Annotated in this window: 15 protein-coding genes; 1 reads left to right on the top strand and 14 read right to left on the bottom strand. The window is 39.8% G+C overall.

Features of this window, described 5'->3' with window-relative positions; translation table 11 throughout:
- Positions 1-23 precede the first annotated feature (23 nt).
- The 3 genes from QEP08_RS18210 to tcmP all read right to left on the bottom strand — a co-directional run bounded on the left by QEP08_RS18210 (position 24) and on the right by tcmP (position 2382).
- Positions 24-386: a hypothetical protein gene (locus tag QEP08_RS18210; protein WP_285060064.1), complete on the bottom strand. Its 363-nt coding sequence runs from the start codon at positions 384-386 to the stop codon at positions 24-26.
- Positions 387-501: 115 nt separating this feature from the next.
- Entirely contained in the window at positions 502-1263 is a 762-nt protein-coding gene (locus QEP08_RS18215; RefSeq protein WP_285060065.1) for a DUF5131 family protein, read from the bottom strand.
- Positions 1264-2382 (bottom strand): three-Cys-motif partner protein TcmP, encoded by a 1119-nt coding sequence (gene tcmP / locus QEP08_RS18220; protein ID WP_285060066.1) that lies wholly within the window; start codon positions 2380-2382, stop codon positions 1264-1266. It lies immediately after the preceding gene.
- 405 nt (positions 2383-2787) lie between these two features.
- Here tcmP and QEP08_RS18225 point away from each other — a divergent pair, with 405 nt between their 5' ends.
- Positions 2788-3276: a hypothetical protein gene (locus tag QEP08_RS18225; RefSeq protein ID WP_285060067.1), complete on the top strand. Its 489-nt coding sequence runs from the start codon at positions 2788-2790 to the stop codon at positions 3274-3276.
- Positions 3277-3511: 235 nt separating this feature from the next.
- Here the strand turns inward: QEP08_RS18225 and QEP08_RS18230 are convergent, their stop codons facing one another.
- The 11 genes from QEP08_RS18230 to QEP08_RS18280 all read right to left on the bottom strand — a co-directional run bounded on the left by QEP08_RS18230 (position 3512) and on the right by QEP08_RS18280 (position 17446).
- Positions 3512-4147 (bottom strand): Crp/Fnr family transcriptional regulator, encoded by a 636-nt coding sequence (locus tag QEP08_RS18230; protein ID WP_285060068.1) that lies wholly within the window; start codon positions 4145-4147, stop codon positions 3512-3514.
- A gap of 204 nt (positions 4148-4351) precedes the next feature.
- The gene (locus tag QEP08_RS18235; RefSeq protein ID WP_285060069.1) at positions 4352-4690 is read right to left on the bottom strand and encodes a hypothetical protein; all 339 of its coding nucleotides are present in this window, start codon (positions 4688-4690) and stop codon (positions 4352-4354) included.
- Between the two features lie 467 nt (positions 4691-5157).
- On the bottom strand, positions 5158-5349 hold the full coding sequence (locus QEP08_RS18240) for a hypothetical protein (RefSeq protein WP_285060070.1): 192 nt from the start codon (positions 5347-5349) through the stop codon (positions 5158-5160).
- Positions 5346-5474, bottom strand: coding sequence for a hypothetical protein (locus tag QEP08_RS18245; protein ID WP_285060072.1), 129 nt, complete (start codon positions 5472-5474; stop codon positions 5346-5348). Before QEP08_RS18245 ends, QEP08_RS18240 begins: the two co-directional genes overlap by 4 nt.
- A gap of 113 nt (positions 5475-5587) precedes the next feature.
- Complete coding sequence (locus QEP08_RS18250) at positions 5588-8071, bottom strand: zinc-dependent metalloprotease (protein WP_285060073.1); 2484 nt, start codon at positions 8069-8071, stop codon at positions 5588-5590.
- Positions 8072-8126: 55 nt separating this feature from the next.
- The gene (locus QEP08_RS18255; protein ID WP_285060074.1) at positions 8127-8576 is read right to left on the bottom strand and encodes a protein-disulfide reductase DsbD domain-containing protein; all 450 of its coding nucleotides are present in this window, start codon (positions 8574-8576) and stop codon (positions 8127-8129) included.
- Positions 8573-9715: a TlpA family protein disulfide reductase gene (locus QEP08_RS18260; RefSeq protein ID WP_285060075.1), complete on the bottom strand. Its 1143-nt coding sequence runs from the start codon at positions 9713-9715 to the stop codon at positions 8573-8575. The genes QEP08_RS18255 and QEP08_RS18260 overlap by 4 nt, the downstream gene beginning before the upstream one ends.
- A complete protein-coding gene (locus QEP08_RS18265; protein ID WP_285060077.1) occupies positions 9712-10986 on the bottom strand; it encodes a TlpA family protein disulfide reductase in 1275 nt (424 codons plus the stop codon). The genes QEP08_RS18260 and QEP08_RS18265 overlap by 4 nt, the downstream gene beginning before the upstream one ends.
- 18 nt (positions 10987-11004) lie before the next feature.
- Complete coding sequence (locus tag QEP08_RS18270; protein WP_285060078.1) at positions 11005-12372, bottom strand: RagB/SusD family nutrient uptake outer membrane protein; 1368 nt, start codon at positions 12370-12372, stop codon at positions 11005-11007.
- Between the two features lie 11 nt (positions 12373-12383).
- Positions 12384-15935 (bottom strand): SusC/RagA family TonB-linked outer membrane protein, encoded by a 3552-nt coding sequence (locus QEP08_RS18275; protein WP_285060079.1) that lies wholly within the window; start codon positions 15933-15935, stop codon positions 12384-12386.
- 227 nt (positions 15936-16162) lie between these two features.
- Complete coding sequence (locus QEP08_RS18280) at positions 16163-17446, bottom strand: FecR family protein (protein WP_285060080.1); 1284 nt, start codon at positions 17444-17446, stop codon at positions 16163-16165.
- Between the last annotated feature and the right edge of the window lie 18 nt (positions 17447-17464).

Below are 17464 nucleotides of genomic sequence, written 5' to 3' on the forward strand. Positions count from 1 at the left end.
CCGGGAATCCGGAAAAAAGATGCCTATTGAAAAGGCGTGAAGACAGCGTTAATGTCTTTAGCGGTACCCAGCCATGCAAACTTCATCAGGCTCCTGCCATCCTGCATCAGTTCCCAAACCACCAGCGCGGCCCTGCCGCTTCCATCCCCCTCACCCGATACAACCTCTACCGCCCACTTTCTGTTTTTCGGACTTTGCAGCTGCACGATCCTGGAACCCGGATCAGCACAAGCTTTGAATTCGCTGACCAGTTTGCAATAACCCAGCACTGCGCTGATCCTGTACAACATGTCTTTGTGTTTAAATACTAAGCCCGCTTTGTTGTCCTTCTTTCTGAAAATGCTTACCGAGAGGCGATCCCGCCTTCCCGTTTTTGTTTTGCCCATAAATGATTACGTTATATTTGATAGACCAAAAGTAAGAAGGGGGAAATAAAGCAAAATAACGGATCGTTAGCCGGCTAAAAATTACAGAAACTCCTTTAGCCCATTATGAACCCCATTAAGCCGCCTTTACCGGCACCTGACGATAGATTTGACCATCCAACTGGCAGCCGCCTTTCGCATGATCAGGATGCTTCGCATCAATAGTCGGATCGTTTTGGTTCACATTAAACTTCGGCTTGCCCCATTGCTTAAAAAAGAAAGGCACTCTGAATTCTTCACATTTGATCTTTATATCGTCCACCCACTCCTTTTTTAGTGGCCTTGCTTTGTGACCGGATTCACCGCCAACAATTACCCAGTTTATATTTCTCAGGTCGACGGTCTTAACGGCTCCAATAAGTGGCTCTATCGAAAGGAATTTTATTTTAGCAGGAGTTCTTGCCAGTTCATTAATTCTATAGCTGTACTCTTCGTTTTCAACCGATACGCCCATCCAGATGTTTTCAGTCCAACTCAGTTCATTAGCCACTTCCAACAATCTCTCAGATCGTTTTGTCAAAACCTGATAGGTATGCTGAGGAGTTTGATTCATGACAGCAAACACAGCTTTTATATAATCTAATGATACCTCCGGATGAAATAAGTCACTCATAGAATTTACAAATACAACCTTTGATTTCTTCCACGTAAACGGAGTCGATAAAGTATCAGGATGCGTTCTGATCTTAAAGCCTTTGCTGTATTTCTCTATGCCCATAGATTTTAACCTCCTGGTCATCACCTCAGCATAACAATTTTTACAACCAGGACTTATCTTATTACATCCCGTAACAGGATTCCAGGTCAGTTCAGTCCATTCTATGTTTGATTGTGCCATTTACTTTAGTGTTATTAGAACCTTAGACTCTTTTGATTTGTAATGGTCATAACTGATGTAGAAAGCTCCTTTTCTGGCTTTTATTCCATCAGGAAGATTAACATCTATTTTCTGATCAACTTGCAATTGTGTTAAAACCTCATTTACATGTTTAGGCAAAAAGCCCTTATGAAGTGTAAAATTATAAATTTCTATGTTATTTCTGGGCTTTTCTACTAAATATTTTAGCAAGCCGCCTTCAAGCGGGTTCGTTTTAAACGCTGAAAACAAATTTCCACTCTGTTCATAAGTCCATCCCCGGCCTTCTTCCCTATCGATGTCCCATTTTGCTTCCAACATTTTTTCAAATCCACGGATATGGCTTGAGAAGAAAAATAAACAAAACATGGTTTTCTTGTCTTTTAAGATTGTAAAGGTATCAACAAAATACTCAGGTCCCAGATGTTTTTTAAAACCCTCCTTAAATTGATCTATGAATTGAATGACCGAATCATTCCTTTCCCAGTTTTCGTAAACTACCAGATCATCCAGCAAGTCTATTAATGACTCTGGTGTTCCAGAATCATCAAATCTGTACATAAATTGGGTTGGCAAAAACAACAATACTTCAGTCTTCTTTGTTTCCAGTATACTTTTTATCTCCGTTGCCCTTATTTCCTTGTAGCCATAGGGATCAATAAAAACAAAAGCTTTTTCATTTTTAAGCTTTTTAGCAAAGGATATTAATTTTGGCATTAGGTCTTTATAATCCAAGTTTGTAAATTTAAGGTCGCCTGAGCCTCGAACATGCAAGTCTTTCACTGCTACTATAGATTTTACCTTCTCAATTTTCTCTTGTTTAATATCATTTAGCACAATGTTAATCTGTGGCATTTTAGCAATTTTACCACTGTTTATATGAAGTAGCTTCTTAACGTTCTCCAAAATTATCACAGGGCTACCCTTTCCTCCATTTTCGTAAATTCCTTCTCCACAAAATAAGTCAAGTATTGTGATCTTTTCTGTGTAGCCATCATTGGCTATAATATTTAGGTATTTATCCAGATACCTACCCAGCAATTTAACCTTTATGAGAGAATGGTCGAGCATTACTTTTTGAGAGTCAATTTTTTTTGCCATTTGCTTTGTTTATTTCGTCATGGGCAAACTTAATATTTCCCAAACAATTTAGCACTATAAAACCAAAATAAAATAAACACAATTATTTGAATATCAGCACAATAAATTTAAAAAACATCCAAAATATCTTTTAAAAACACATTAAATTAGGATAGAAAATCAAAATAATAAACAGAGTTATTACCTTAGCTACGCTTACCTCTTAACGCTTTATGAAAAAGACCCTGTGTTCAATATTACTCCTGCTTGGTGTTCTCCAATTATTTGGTCAAACTGGCTATAAGCAAAACATTGCAGAACTGATATCCCTCAGCTTTCCTCAAAAACCAGAGGTACTTGATACCCTCGGACAAAAGACGTATCAGTTTGCAGACTCGTCAGCTATCTACAGTAATTGCCAGGGAATTGGACCAGAGCAAGACGACCATCAAAAGTGATCGGATTTCAGAAACTTACGACAATTTCATAAAAGGAATTTTAAGTGTATCCCAAGGCAAAGTGATCAGTAAAAAGCAGTTTGAAATCGAGGGATTAAAGGGAATAGATCTGGAATCTGTTACAACAGCTAATCCGAATCTACCAGATTTAAGGTTTCGGCGTATATTAATAGTTAACAACACCGTATTTATAATAAATTTCTGGACCTCATCAGAAAACAGACAAACGACCCACTCTGCAAAGACAAGATTCTTTAATTCACTGACCATAATAGCCGATAAAACAACATTGACCCATGGATCAGACGGTTCAACTCTATTTATGGCCGGATATATAACCGGGATAATTCTATCTTTTATGTTTGCTGGCGCAGTTGTCGTAGGAATTATACTCTTAATCAGGCGGCTCACCAGAAAAAAAAGAACTCCCATCAAAGAAGAGCAACCAGGTAATTAGGCTCAGCACATCCCATTTTCTGCTTTCCTCCAGAATTTAATATACTGCTTTGGGTTTTTGCTATCCGTTAGAATACCTATTACATCCTCAACTACATTTATATCCATAAACCAGGTCCAATACTCAAAGATAACTGAACATAAATAGTTGGTCGGTGATTATCCGGTTAATTATAACTGAACTTGTTTTACTTAGTAGCTTTCCGCTTCGCTCCAGGTCAGTACCGAGATGACGATCACCCCACCCTCAATATCCCTGCCCTAATTAACTTATTGCGCGTCCTTTGCAACTGATACTTACTGATCGCCAAAAAACTGGCAACCGCATCATCCGGCACCGGACTCTTTCTCGCAGGCAGCAGACCAGGATAATACTTATAAAACTTCCGCACCCTGTCATCCAGTTCCAGTGCCAGTAACAAGTTACGCCCCCGCTCCGTTCTATTGTCATACTCAGCAGAAGTCTGCAGGGCAAACTCGCGCATACCCTCCATTTCTTTATAGATCTCCTTCATCACGTCAGCACTTACGCTCCATAGCAAAGCCCGTTTGCTTGCCTTGATCGTATACATTGACTTTTTCCGGTGCATAAAACAGTTGAGCGCAACAATACTGCCCGGGCGGTATATCCGCCAAACATACTCATCCGTTCGCTCATCATAGCCATAGACCATAGCAAAGCCTTTCACCACATAATAAGCATTTTTAGGTACCTCTCCCTCCCGTTCCAGCACGCTCACATCCTTGCAGCGGTCCAGTACCTCCATTCTGTTCCAGAGTTTAGGCCTTAAAGCCAGCGGCAGTGGAATAGCAGTATTTACATTTTGTATTGCAATAATTAATTCTTCAAAGGTTTTTTCATCGTTTAACATTAAAATCGTTGTTTTTAAAAGTTAGGGTACTATTTGTCCCATGTGATAAAAATATCACGGTCTTAAAGCCCGGGACTGCCGGTCGGGCAATGTTTGTTTTCGCGAAGACTTTCCCTTTTTTTGCGTTAATTTAATGCCGCAGGATGCGGTGCTGCCATCGGTAGAGAGCAGGTATTTCTGATATATTTTAAATTTTTAGCTGCTTTAGAATCCCGCTTGTGTCAGCAGATCCTCTTCACCATTCACCAGCATGTTCAGCCTTATGATCAGCACAGTCAGCTCATCGTACAAAAAAATCCTTAAAACAGGATAGTCCCTTCCCTCCTCATGTACCACAAACTCACGGAGTCTCGCTGCTTCGGCGATGTGGAAATCAAGTAAATACTCCAGTCCCTCCACCTTCTGATACCAGGCATAACCCAGCTGCATCAGTATGTCCCTGAAGTTGTCCTGCAGATCTTCAACTATTCCTTCTGTTAATAAACTACGGCCGTTACGCAGGTCGCCTATCAGCATACCTATAGCCTGAAATTGATTCTTCATTTATTTTTATTTGTTTTTATTGCACCATGCTCCTCCATATCAGTTTGCATATGCCCGCACTCCGGTCCGGACCATAAACCTGGTCCTTGCGAGCTCCTCTTGTCATCCACAGCGAATAGCAAGGATCTAAATAAAGCCAGGGGAGAAAAAGTACAAACTCCCCCAGACTTCGACATTTGCAAATCACCACCGGATCACAACGGCAATATTTTTAATGTTTTATATCATTTAAGTTCAGCCAGTTCTTCTTTCGTCATCTCGAACCTCCTGAGAGATCTTTTACTTATGCTATTTATAACAAAAAAAAGCGTTGGGAGAGGCTGATCAACAATTCAACTCCCGGGTTTAAATTGAAACCTCCCCCTTAGCTCCTATTTACTTTTGTTGTACTGAACCAGCCACCCCTATACTCTTATAATCAATCACAGGTATAAAAGCACTGTTCACATATTTAAGTATCCGCTCTACTAGTCATTTGCTTTTCCTTCCATGAACCCAAATTCCCTACACTCCTGTTTTATCCCTACAGCATTTTCATCATACACCTCCACCATACTGGTACTTCGGTGATCTCTTGTAAGTATTTTAACAGCGTTCTGATTGCGAATGCAGAAAATGTATGCTTCCGACTCGTTAAGCGCATTACCGGTAGCTTTCACGACCAGTTTGATAATCCCGGCATACCGAGACGGCCATCGACTTCAGTTTTATACACCCTAAATGCTTTGTCGCCAATGAACATTTGAAACAAAGGGTTGTTCGTTAATTTTATGATCTTTTCCATTAATGTCTTTTAATTTTTGTTTTGCTGATGCGGGAGGCTGTAACGACACAATCCCTCCCCATCAACGGATTTGACAAATAGAGCATTAACCTGCCATTACTTTATTAGTTATATTACTTCTTGTCCTTATAAAAATCTTCTATCCTTTCATCCAAATCCACCAGGTGCGCTTTGCTCATTCGATCTCCAGTCTTAGCCACAGCATTCTTAAACAAACCTTGCAAACTCCTGATCTCCATTTTTACAATGGTAGAAACATCATTCAATTCTGGCCCGGTGCCCGGAAACGGAGGGCTTTTCGGTTTAAGCACCTGCATCAATCTGTCCAGATAACTTTTCTGCAAATTTCTCCGGTATATGCTGATCGCCTTTCCAGTATATAACTCATTAAAAATGTTGTTGCGTAGTTCCTGAAGCATTTCGGCCGGGCCATATGCATTCTTGCCATAAAGTGTCAAAGACTGATGCATATTAGATAGCGTTCCCATATCCAATAATTTAACCAGCACTTTGTTTTGCGCATTGCTAATCACACCAGGCAAACCGGCAGCACCGGTATTCTTAAACAAATCCTTGTTCAAAAGCCACATCGGGGTATTAAACAATTGCTGGTTTATAAACCGCACAGCTTCCTTTTGCCTGTTTTTCGGAACAAAATTCACAAAATCGCCCTTGCTCTCTACCACCTTGGCGTTAAACATGATACCACCAACATTTCTTACCACATGGCCCAAATACATGTCATATTGCTGCAACAGCTCTCCATACATCATTTTTGCATTGTCGTATCCTTCGTTCTCTTCCTTTGTCCAGGTCAGGATGTTAGGGAGTATCCTTTTCAGGTTCTTAATCCCATAAGCACTTGCCAGCGTTGCATTATCTCCCAGATCTTCACTCTGGCAACGTGGGTCGCTGGTGTTTGTTTCCGTTCCAAACCAAAGCCGCTTGTTACCCGAAGTTTTAGCAATGATCCAGTTGTTCAAAAAGATCTTTTCTTTGGCTTTATCCATTTCCGGATGCCAGCGGTAGCCCCATTCAATGGCCCATTTGTCGTAATCGCCAATCCTGGGGAAAATTCCTTTTTCAGAGATGCCGTCTTCCGGCTGGGCCACGTAATTAAACCGGGCGTAATCCATTATCGAAGGCGTATGTCCATTGGCCTCTACCCATGCTTTATCCCTCAGTTTTTCAACAGGTACGGTTGATGAAGAGCCAAAGTTGTGGCGCAGGCCAAGGGTGTGTCCAATCTCATGTGAGGATACAAAGCGGATCAATTGCCCCATCAGTGCATCATCAAATTTCATTTTCCGGGCCTTAGGGTCTACGGTACTCGCCTGTATAAAATACCAGTTGCGCAGCAGCTGCATTACATTATGGTACCAGTTCACATGCGTTTCCAATATTTCCCCGGTTCTTGGGTCATGCACATGTGCGCCGCTGGCATTAGGCACAGCCGAGGGCTTATACACAATTACATTGTGCCTGGCACTTTCCATGCTCCATGTACTGTCATTAACGGGCGCTTCTTTAGCTATAACTGCATTTTCAAATCCCGCAGCCTCAAAAGCCTGGTTCCAGTCCTCTACCCCCTGTATTAAATAAGGCACCCATTTTTTTGGCGTTGCAGGGTCTATGTAAAACACAATGGGTTGTTTGGGCTCTACCAATTCCCCTTTCAGGTAACGTTGCTCATCTTCCTTTTTCGGTTCCAGCCTCCAGCGTGTAATCATGCTGGTTTTTGCCACACCCTGGGGGTTGCTGTCAAAATCGGTATAACCAGTAGCAAAATAGCCCACTCTTTCATCAAATGATCTTGGCAGCATGAGCTGTTCCGGCAAGCGAATAATGGAACTGTTCAGCTCATAGGTTGCATTTTTACCTGGTTCGGCGGTACTGTAGGTTTTCATTGTCCTGATCTCTACATTTTCAGGAAAAGTTCTCACAGCTGTGGTGTAAGATTTATCGGCCTGCAGCCCGCTCAGCTTTAAAGCAGTTTTTACCTTCGAGTCAAAAAACAGCACTTCATTATCTGCGTTTAAGTAATCGGTTACATCTATTACCGAAGCTGTAGAATCTTTGTTTACGGCTTTGATATCAAAAGCAGCTACTATGGGTTGCAGGCTGGAGTTACGTACGGAACGATACATGCCATTATCGCTGCTGTCTGCAGCACGTTCGGTATAGGACATACTCTTGAGAAATAATTTGTAGTTCAGGCCTTTGGCTAGGCGAACTACTTTTTCATTGATCTGGTCTCCGCGATATCCCAGCATCCCGGCACTGGCGCCAATAGCTCCTTTATAAATGCGGTTCACGATCAGCAGATCTTTTTCCAGGAGCGAATTGGGGATTTCGAAAAAATACTTTTCCTCCACCCGGTGTACTTTGATCAAACCTATGCCAGTTACGGCTTTTTTGGTGATCACCTCCTCGTAGGGTTTCAATTTTGACGGGGCAGCTTCCTTTGTGGTATCAGCAAGATTTTTTGTAGTAGCAGCTGAAGCAACAGGTGCTTTTTTTTGAGGCTTTTTAAAAATCCGGCAGGAAAAACAGACCATGACAAGGCCATACAAAATGATAAATTTCGAATATTTCATTTGATTATTTGTGTGCTATTTTATGGTTTTTTACAGCCTTAATTATTGGATGTTTTTACTTTATAACAATACTAAATTCCATTTCATTAGTTATGCATTGACTATCATCACAGGTCATATAACTTATTCTTCCCTTAATCACATCTGGTCTTATTATTTTAAGTTTTATCACCTGTACAAAATCTACCAAGCCGGTAAAGTAGTGTACGTCAACCCCAAATACCTCTTCATGTTTAATTCGCATTCGGCCAACCTCTTTGGCTTTTCCTCCCAGCAATATATTGGCATTGGGGCTAAATGTAATTAAGGTGGGCTGTGGCCCGCCCTTGGGTGTCCATTGGCTGTAAATGTTCCAGCCATCCTGAACTTCAGCTGCTAAGTGAACCTCATATAAACCTGGTTTTAACTTTTTTGCGGTAAACTTCCAGTTTGCTTTTTTACCTATTTGCGCATGTACTGCAAAAGCCATTATCATGCAGCAAAACAATACCATTAATCTTTTCATAAATTTCCTCCTTTTAAAAGTTCCGTAACCTTTTTATTCAATTGATCTCCACGTAAGTTCCTTGCCAGTATTTTACCTTTGCTATCCACCAAAAAATTTTGGGGAATAAAATTGAAAGGCATACCGGCAAAATAAAGCTTAGCAATTGGCGAAGCCCAACCCTTCAAATCTGAAACCTGTGCCCAGGGTAATCCATCTTTTTCAATAGCCAGCTTCCAATCAGCCCCCTTTTCATCTAACGAAATACCCACAATATTAAATCCTTGGTCTTTAAACTGGCGGTAAACCTGCAGCAGATTAGGATTTTCCTGTCTGCAAGGCACACACCAGGATGCCCAGAAATCTATAAGAGTAAGTTTATTACCAGCCAGTTCTTTTTGTATAGATAAACTGGCACCACTCCCCGTAGGAGCTGTAAAGTCTGGAACATTGTCACCAATTTCCAGCAAGCCCGATTCTTTCTTCCATTTTGCAATGTTTTCGGCAAGGATAACTCCATATTTGCTAGCTTTTATGAAAGCGGATAGTTCCTCGTATGCTTTTCTCTTAATTAGCCAGTTCCATTTAGAATTGTTTATGATTACAGCACTGTAAAAGGCTTCAGGATGTTTGGCAACAAAATCTTGTTGTAGTTTTTCATAATTAACAATGCTTTCACTCAATTGCTGCTGCACATTTGCTAGCGCAGTACTGTCTGTTGAACCAATTAACGAATTGTATTGTTGCGTTAGACTCCTTCCTTTAGCTTCTTCATCTGCAATAACATCCTGATATTCCTGATAGGCAGTGTGGCTTTCTGAGCCACTAACTTTAGCTTTGGGCCATTGCGCTAAATCTCCTGTCAAGGTAATTTTTCCGCTTCCTACAAACAGCGTAAGCGAGCTTGGAATTCCAGCAACCTTTAAAAAGTAAAATTCTGGATTGCTGGAAGAAGTCCAACTTGCAGTAAAGGTCCCTGCCCGCGTTTTTACTTTTGCCAAGGCATCTATCTTTGAGCCCAAATAATGAGTTATGGTAATTTCAGATGCAGCACTTAAGCCCTTTAGGCTTCCAGTGATAGATAAGGTTTTTGCCTGCCCTAAACAAAGGTCTGGGCAGCAAAAACCGATCATACAAGTAATAATTAACAACACTTTCATATGGTGCTTTTAAAAGATTTATCAGTAATTACAAATACCTCTAACAACCGCTGCTCTTTTACCAGATCAAGGCCTTGTTGTTTTAACTGGGAAATAATTTGATCAGTTGTCGTATCATTCAGCTTTACATCAATTTTGTCCTTAATGGATGTTTCATCAAATACCTTTAATCCTGTTATATATTGAACATCTGAAACCAGGTCTTTCATCTTCTCGTAACTTGAACCTTTTTCCTGGTATTGTCGCTTTCCAAACGCCGAGTTTTTTTTAAGTGTCCAGCAGTTCACCAAACGCTTTTCGAACCTTGCATTCAATCCTAAGCGGCTGTTTAAATCTTTTATCATCTTCTGTTGTACTTTATCCTTGCTTTCTGACTTTGGAAAAACAGCTTCATAGCAGTAAGTATTTTTTCTACACCACTCATTCATATAAGTGTTTATAAAGTATTTTGAAGAATCACTTGTCTCAACAATTACTTTGCTATTTGAAAGACTTATATTTCCGGTTAATTTTGAAATAAGACTACGGTATAGGTAGACGATATCCATATTAAGTGCACTGAATCTTAAACTAGAGCTTACTTTGTCGTCAACAATTCCTTGATAACCATTAATTCTATCCTTATTGTCATTAATTCCACCTATATAGCCTGAGAATTCAGAATGGAACTGGTCCTTATTTAAATAATTGCGAGTTTCTTTAAAAATAGGATGCTTATCATCATAAAAAGTATAAATTTCAGTTTCCCAATCTGGATAAATACCATCCAGCATTTTTTGGATTTCTTTTTTATTGACATATTCAGAAGAGGTTATAGCCCTGACTACCCGTTTGCTATCAATCCAAACCTGATACGCTACTCTAGCGGGAAAATGTCTAGCAAATTCATCATCTAGAATGGAGGGTAAAGAAGTTTTTGATAGAATATCATTTGAATGCCAGAAGGAGTCGAGGTCTGTAACAAGCTTATTATCCATGCCACCTTTCAAATCTGGATAAATAGGTAGGATTGCAATTTTGTCACCAAAGTGCTTTTGTAACGAATCCATTTTTGGCATTCCTGCAATGCAAGGTCCACATACTGTTGACCAGAAGTCTAGGAGAATCAGTTTTCCTTTAAAATCAGATAACTTTACTTTTTCTGACTTGTGATACAAGATCTTATTGATCTCTAGATCGGGCAGTTGCTGCCCGATCTTTAGAGAGTTTTGTGCAAAGCTTTGCAGGCTTGTCGCCACTATGGCAACAAGGTAAATTAATTTTACTTTCATATGTGTGTTTATTAAAATTTATGGATTTTGTGGAATTCCAGAACGCTGGATAACCGCTAATGGGATTTTCATTACATATCGAGGGCTATTAGGCTGCAAAGTATATTCCTGTCCATTTACTAATCGCTTAGGTGTAACTGAAAAGATAGGATCATTTTGCAAACGGCGCAGATCTTCCCATCGCAGGGTTCTGAAAACTAATTCCTTTCTCCGTTCCCTTAAAATGTGGGTTAGCGCTTCATTGATACTATTCGCTGAGAAGGGTATATACGTACCCGTTTTCCACCGGGTAATAAGCAACTCATTTAATATCCGCATGGCATCATTTACTTTATCTGCCCTGGCAAGGCACTCGGCTTTTATTAAAAAAATTTCATCAGTAGCTATACCAGCAAAAACATATGCGCTAGGGTCATATGAAATATAACCAGTCCCATCATAATCACCTTTGAAATAGGTTACGTTATTAGCACCAGGGTGATAAAAACAATTTCTTCTCAAATCATTTATGTGATATAAATCGAATAGGGTAGAATCTACGAATAACGCTAAAAATGATGCTATTCTTCCTCCTGCTGTCATAGGAAAAATAACTTCTTGGTTAAATCTTTCGATAGGTGCAGAACTTGTTGCATCTAATTCGTTAAAATTCATGAGTTGATTTTTCAAATTCAACGCTTTTTCAGCATAAATGCCAGCATTGGTATAATCCTTCATGCCTAGATAAGCGCGAGCCAATAAACCATAAGCCGCGCCTTTTGTTGGCCGATTAGGGCTAATCCGCGTTTCAGGAAGTAATTCAGAACTTACTTTAAGATCTGAAATGATCCTTTGATATGTAACTTCATTATTGCTTCGAACTGATGGCACATTGAAGTCGGATGTAGAACGTAATACAATACCTAAATCATCTTTTGCTGTATTTGGATCAAAGGGTTTTGAAAAAATTTGTACTAGGCCATAAAAATAAAATGCCCTGAAAAATAAAGCACTTCCCTTTACCTGACTTACTAGTGCAACTTCATTCTTTTTATAGGAAACCTTATCTACATTTTCGAGTACAACGTTACAGGTGTTAATCGCTTGATATGACAACTGCCATGAAGGATCGAAATCAAATGTCTTACCTCCCCATATGTACTGGTCTCGCTGATATTCTTGCAAATAATTCCATGCATTAGTATAGTAATCATCTGCCTGAAACTCTGCACTTACAGGATACTTAGTATTTAGGTCCGAGTAGTTGTCCATCAATAATTGCAGGTCAATAATAGTGGTTGGCACTGCCAATGACGAATCAGGCTTTTCGTTCAAAAATTTCTTACATGACAAACATAGTAGAAATGCCGCTACTAGTATAATTCTCATTTTTATTATTCCTTTCATTGTCTGATCTCTTAAAAAGTTAAATTAACTGCTACAGAAATTCTTTTGCCGGCAATGTTCCCAGCAGGATTTTCAGGATCTAAGTCTGTTTTCGTTTTTTTCCACAGAATTAAATTTAGGTTACCGACATTAGCAGTTAAGCTCATGTTTTTAAATGGTAGCCGTTTAAAATTCAAGCTATTAATGCCATAAGACAATGAGAAGTCATCAATCCTTATGTGATCTCCTCTCTCGACCCTAGCTTCTGAACTTGCATAAAATATATCTCTGCTGACCGAGAAAGGGTAAGAGAATGAGGGAACATTCGTATGTTTTTCGTCTCCTGGCACCTTCCATCTTTCGTTGTATTCGCTACTAAGCCCAGATATCCCGGCCTGTACTTGATTTTGGAAATAGGAGAATGACGGTCTTCGGAAATAATAGTTAAATTTATATATTATATTAGCTGACAATGTAATGCCCTTGTAGGAGATGTTATTCAAAAAATTGCCATAGGATACAGGCACTGAAGAGCCATGTTTAACCAATTCATCCCAAGGTGTTGAATTAGTTATGGAGTTCCAATCCTTACTGACCTGTCCATTAACTACTCCTTTGGGGTCACCGTTTGCAGGATCTAATCCCATCCATTTGTAACTTGTTAATAAATACGGAGTATAACCCTTAATAGGAGAAAGGTTCCCTTCTGAAATTCCAAATGCATTTAAATTTTGCTCAAACAGGTATTCGTGAACAATGAATTTTGCTGTGCTAAAACCGCCTAATAAATTCCAATTGAAAGATGTGGATTTGATAATTTTAAAATTGACACTGAGATCAATACCACTTCCCTTTATACTTGCTGAATTCGCTAGAATAAAGCCATAACCCATGGTCGGATCAAGTGGTAGATAAGCCAAAACATCAGTAGATTGCTTTTTATAATATTCAATGCTACCACTGATCCGATCATTCTTAATTCCAAAGTCAATGCCAACATTTACTGTGCGGACTTTTTCCCATCTCAAATCCGGGTTCCCTACATACGAAATTTGTGCATATGGCAAATTAACAATCGGATTAAATGAGGAGGGAAAATAAGTGATTAAGGGATTGGCAGAAGTATTGAAGCTAGTATTACCACCATTTCCAAAACTCGCTCTTAAATTAAGAGAAGGTAAAAATCCTAATGCATAGAAATTTTCTTTGTTTACTTTCCATAATATTCCAGAGCTCCAGAATGGCCGACCTCTTTGATTTGTATTTACACCCAGTACATTAGCAGCATCCTTTCTAATGCTTCCTGAGATTATATATTTACTATTATAAGTATACGACCCACTGGCATATAATGCGGTAAATCTATTATTCTGATTATTGATTTTATTATTAGTAAGATCCGGAATGCGTTCTGAAAATCCACTATACAGATAAACCGGATATGGATTCACATTGTCAACCAAAGTAGTTGTCGATAATTCATCAGTGTAACCATAATTCCTACTCGCGTTATAACTGGTTTTCTTTTCACTCATCTCGGCTCCTCCGGTAACATTAATTTGATGTTTATTATTCCAGTCCTGACTAAAACTAAAACCAGACCTCAGCTTATGATCAGATAGTTCAGTATTTCTCAGATCAAGAATTCCTCCCATAGGTACGGGATATCTTTTATTAAGCGGGATGTTTGGTGTTAAATTGGTATAGTAATTAATTAGATCTCTGGTATAATAAGATTCAATGGAATTATAGATTCTTCCTAGCCCAGTCGCTTTTGAATATTGATAGTCTATATTAATTTTCAGTCCTGTTATTAAGTCATAATTTAAGCCTATTCGGCCTGAAAAACGCTGGCTTTTGTTGGTGTTATTTTGATTTTTAAGATCATCTTCTAAGGGTCTGTAATTCCAGTCTAACAACTTTCCGCCTCCAATTGTATCTGTAAAAGACTGCTTAAAGTAACGGGGTAACGATAGTGAATTTCCCTCGGCGTCGGCCAGATTGTAATAATTCGGGATTGTTAGAGAACTGTAGGCAAGGAAATTATTGTTTGAAACAAGACTATTACTAAAATTAACGCTAGTTTGAATTTCCAATTTTTTCGACAATTGAATAGTATTGTTAGAACTTAGTGTAAAACGGGTATTGTCGTTGCGCTTAAGTGAACCTAGATCATTATTATACCCGGCAGATATAAAATATTTAATGACACTGGTTCCTCCAGAAATGTTCAAGGCATGGCTTTGATTAACAGAGTTTCGGTAAACGTATTTTAAATAATCATTTCTTACGTCTGTATTCCTTAATATATCTAATTGCCGGTCTGATTCCTCCTGTGATATCATACCTTTTTTTTGTTGATCCAAAATCATGGCTACTTTTGATACAGGAGTCATGGGATCGCTTAATGAAAAGTTATAGGTTCCTTTTTCATATAGGAATTGTTCCAAATCCACTATTTCACTTGTAGATACTATTGGTAATTTAAATAGATCAGGTTTACCAGCTAAACCAATGCTTGATGTCAATGACACTTGTGCCTTCTGGCTGTACTTTCCTTGCTTGGTTGTAATTACTATTACACCATTACCAGCCTTGGCCCCCCAGATGGAGGCTGCCGCTGCATCTCGTAGAATGGTGATGTTTTCCACATCGTTGGGGTTGATATTATTAATGTCCCCTTCAAAAGGAAAATTATCTACAACAATCAATGGAACTGCTAAGTCTTCAGTAAATGAGTACATTCCTCGAAGCTGAAGTCTTTCGCCAATTCCTCCTCCATCTCTTCTTTTATCAAAGAGCAATCCAGGCACCAGATCTTTTAACCTTGCCAAAATATTCCCATCAACCCTTCTATTTATTATTGTACTATCAATAAACACAAAGCTTCCTGTAGCCCTTTCCTTCGGTATTTTTTGGTAACCTGTGCTATACTCCACTGCCACCTCTTCCAGCTGTACCTGTTTAGTCCGCACATTTACTTCCATGCTTTCCTTACCTTTTACCTTCACCTCATAAGTTTCAATAGTTACTCCGCTAAATACCAGCGTTGCCCTTTCATCTACATTGCTTAAAAAAAACTCCCCTTTGGCATTGGTAGTTGTACCCCTGTTAGCACCTTTAATCACCACAGTTATCCCTTCAAGCGCTTCGCCCTTTTCATTACGTACCACGCCCCGCACATCAATAGCAGCCCAGCGCTCAGCCAGGCGCTCCAGAAAGGAAGGCTCCTTTTTCTTGAGTAATATGGTCTTGTCTTCTATAGAATAAGTCAGCCCTCTTCCGGATACAATTCGGTTCATCACCTCTTCTATGGTTTCATTTTTAAAGTTAGCATCGATCGTGCTGCTTACTTTTACCTCGTTGGTGGAAAGTAAAATGTCATAACCAGTCTGATTTCTGATCTCCTTAAATACCTGCTCCAGGGTAATGCCCTTGCGCTGCAGGCTGACGCGTTGCGCAAAAGTTGATGCACTTACTTGCACCAGGGATGCTATCAATATTACGGTGGTCAATCGCATAATCAGCAGTAATTTGTGGTATAGCCTGTCGGGTATACCGATTAGTTGTATAATTTTATACATTTGTCTTGGTTTGGTCTTATGCAGGATGCCATTGTTTCGAAGCGGCGGCACACTGCGGTTAAACAGTTGATATCTTATTGGCTGATGCCAAACTCAACCAGGTTCTGATATCTTAGGACCTGGTTTTTTTTGTTATTTTCTCGTTCGTAGATCTTTAGTCATCTCCTTGTTTGTTTAGTTTACAATTCTATTAGTTGCTCTCATAGGGAGATGATTGTCGCTAATTTTTATTCAGATATATAAATTTTCTTACTTTCTATTTTAAACTTCACATTACTGGTAGCCTGCAGCTTCGACAATACTTTAGATATGTTTTCGAATCTGCTCACCGTACCATAATAGGTCACACGCTTCGTCTGATCATTCTCGTAGATTACCTCTACATCATACCAGCGCGCTACCCGCTTCATAATGTTTTCTAAAGTCTCATTGTTGAACATAAAATATCCCTTCTGCCAGGCTATGATATTTTCTACGTCTACCTGCTCAATTCTGATAACACCGCCATCAACCAGGGTAGATTGCTGATTGGGTTTGAGAACTATTGCATTGGCTTTTATGCCGTCATTGCGAGGTTGCGCAGCTTCCGAAGCAATCTCATTAGAGGGTTGCTTCGTTCCTCGCAATGACGAGGTAATTAGGGCCACACGCACAGAGCCCTCCAGCAAGGTGGTCCGCACACTCTTTTCGTTATGATAAGCATTGATATTAAAATGCGTACCCAGCACTTCTACGATTTGCTGATCTGTCTCCACCATAAAAGGATGCGCCTTATCTTTCGCCACTTCAAAATACCCCTCACCATTTAACAATATTTTGCGTTCTTTTCCGGAAAACTGAGAAGGGAAACTAATCTTTGAGTCCGCATTCAACCAAACCTTAGTTCCGTCGGGTAAAGTGAACTGGTACGTTTGGCCTTTGGCTGTGCTAGCGGTCAGGATCATGCTATTCTCTCCCACCCCGTCATTGCGAGGAATCGAAGCAATCTCATCATGGGGTTGCTTCGCCGCTTCGCTGGCTCGCAATGACGAATAGAATATCTTTCCGTTACCCACTACTACCCCGCTCTTCGCATCACTCAGCGCGATCACCTTCCCATTACCCAGCGTAATCGTTGCACCATTCTTACCCGGAGCTATATCTTGAGAGCCTGCCCCGAATTCATTTCGGGGAGGTGTGTTAGCATGACGGTTAGCATTAAAGAAATAAACCCCAATCACTATCGCTCCTACCACAGCCGCAGCGATTAGCGAAGTCCCGAATTTACTTCGGGAAGCAGCCACTGCTATCTTCGGCCATAGTTTGACTGTTGGTTTTGAATGACTATTATTTTTCCAGAACCTGGCCAGCGATTCCTTTTTCAACTCCCTTGAATCAAGACCATCAGCTGTCAGGCTCTGCGGATCCTGCTGAAAGCTTTCATAACTTGCATGATACAATGCAATCTCTGAAAGGCTTGCGCTCCCTTCAGCCACCTTCTCTGCCAGACTTATGAATTCTTCGTTAGTCATTTTTAATCCCTTTATATA

This window comes from Pedobacter ginsengisoli, from assembly GCF_030244015.1.
Taxonomy (GTDB): Bacteria; Bacteroidota; Bacteroidia; order Sphingobacteriales; family Sphingobacteriaceae; genus Pedobacter; species Pedobacter ginsengisoli.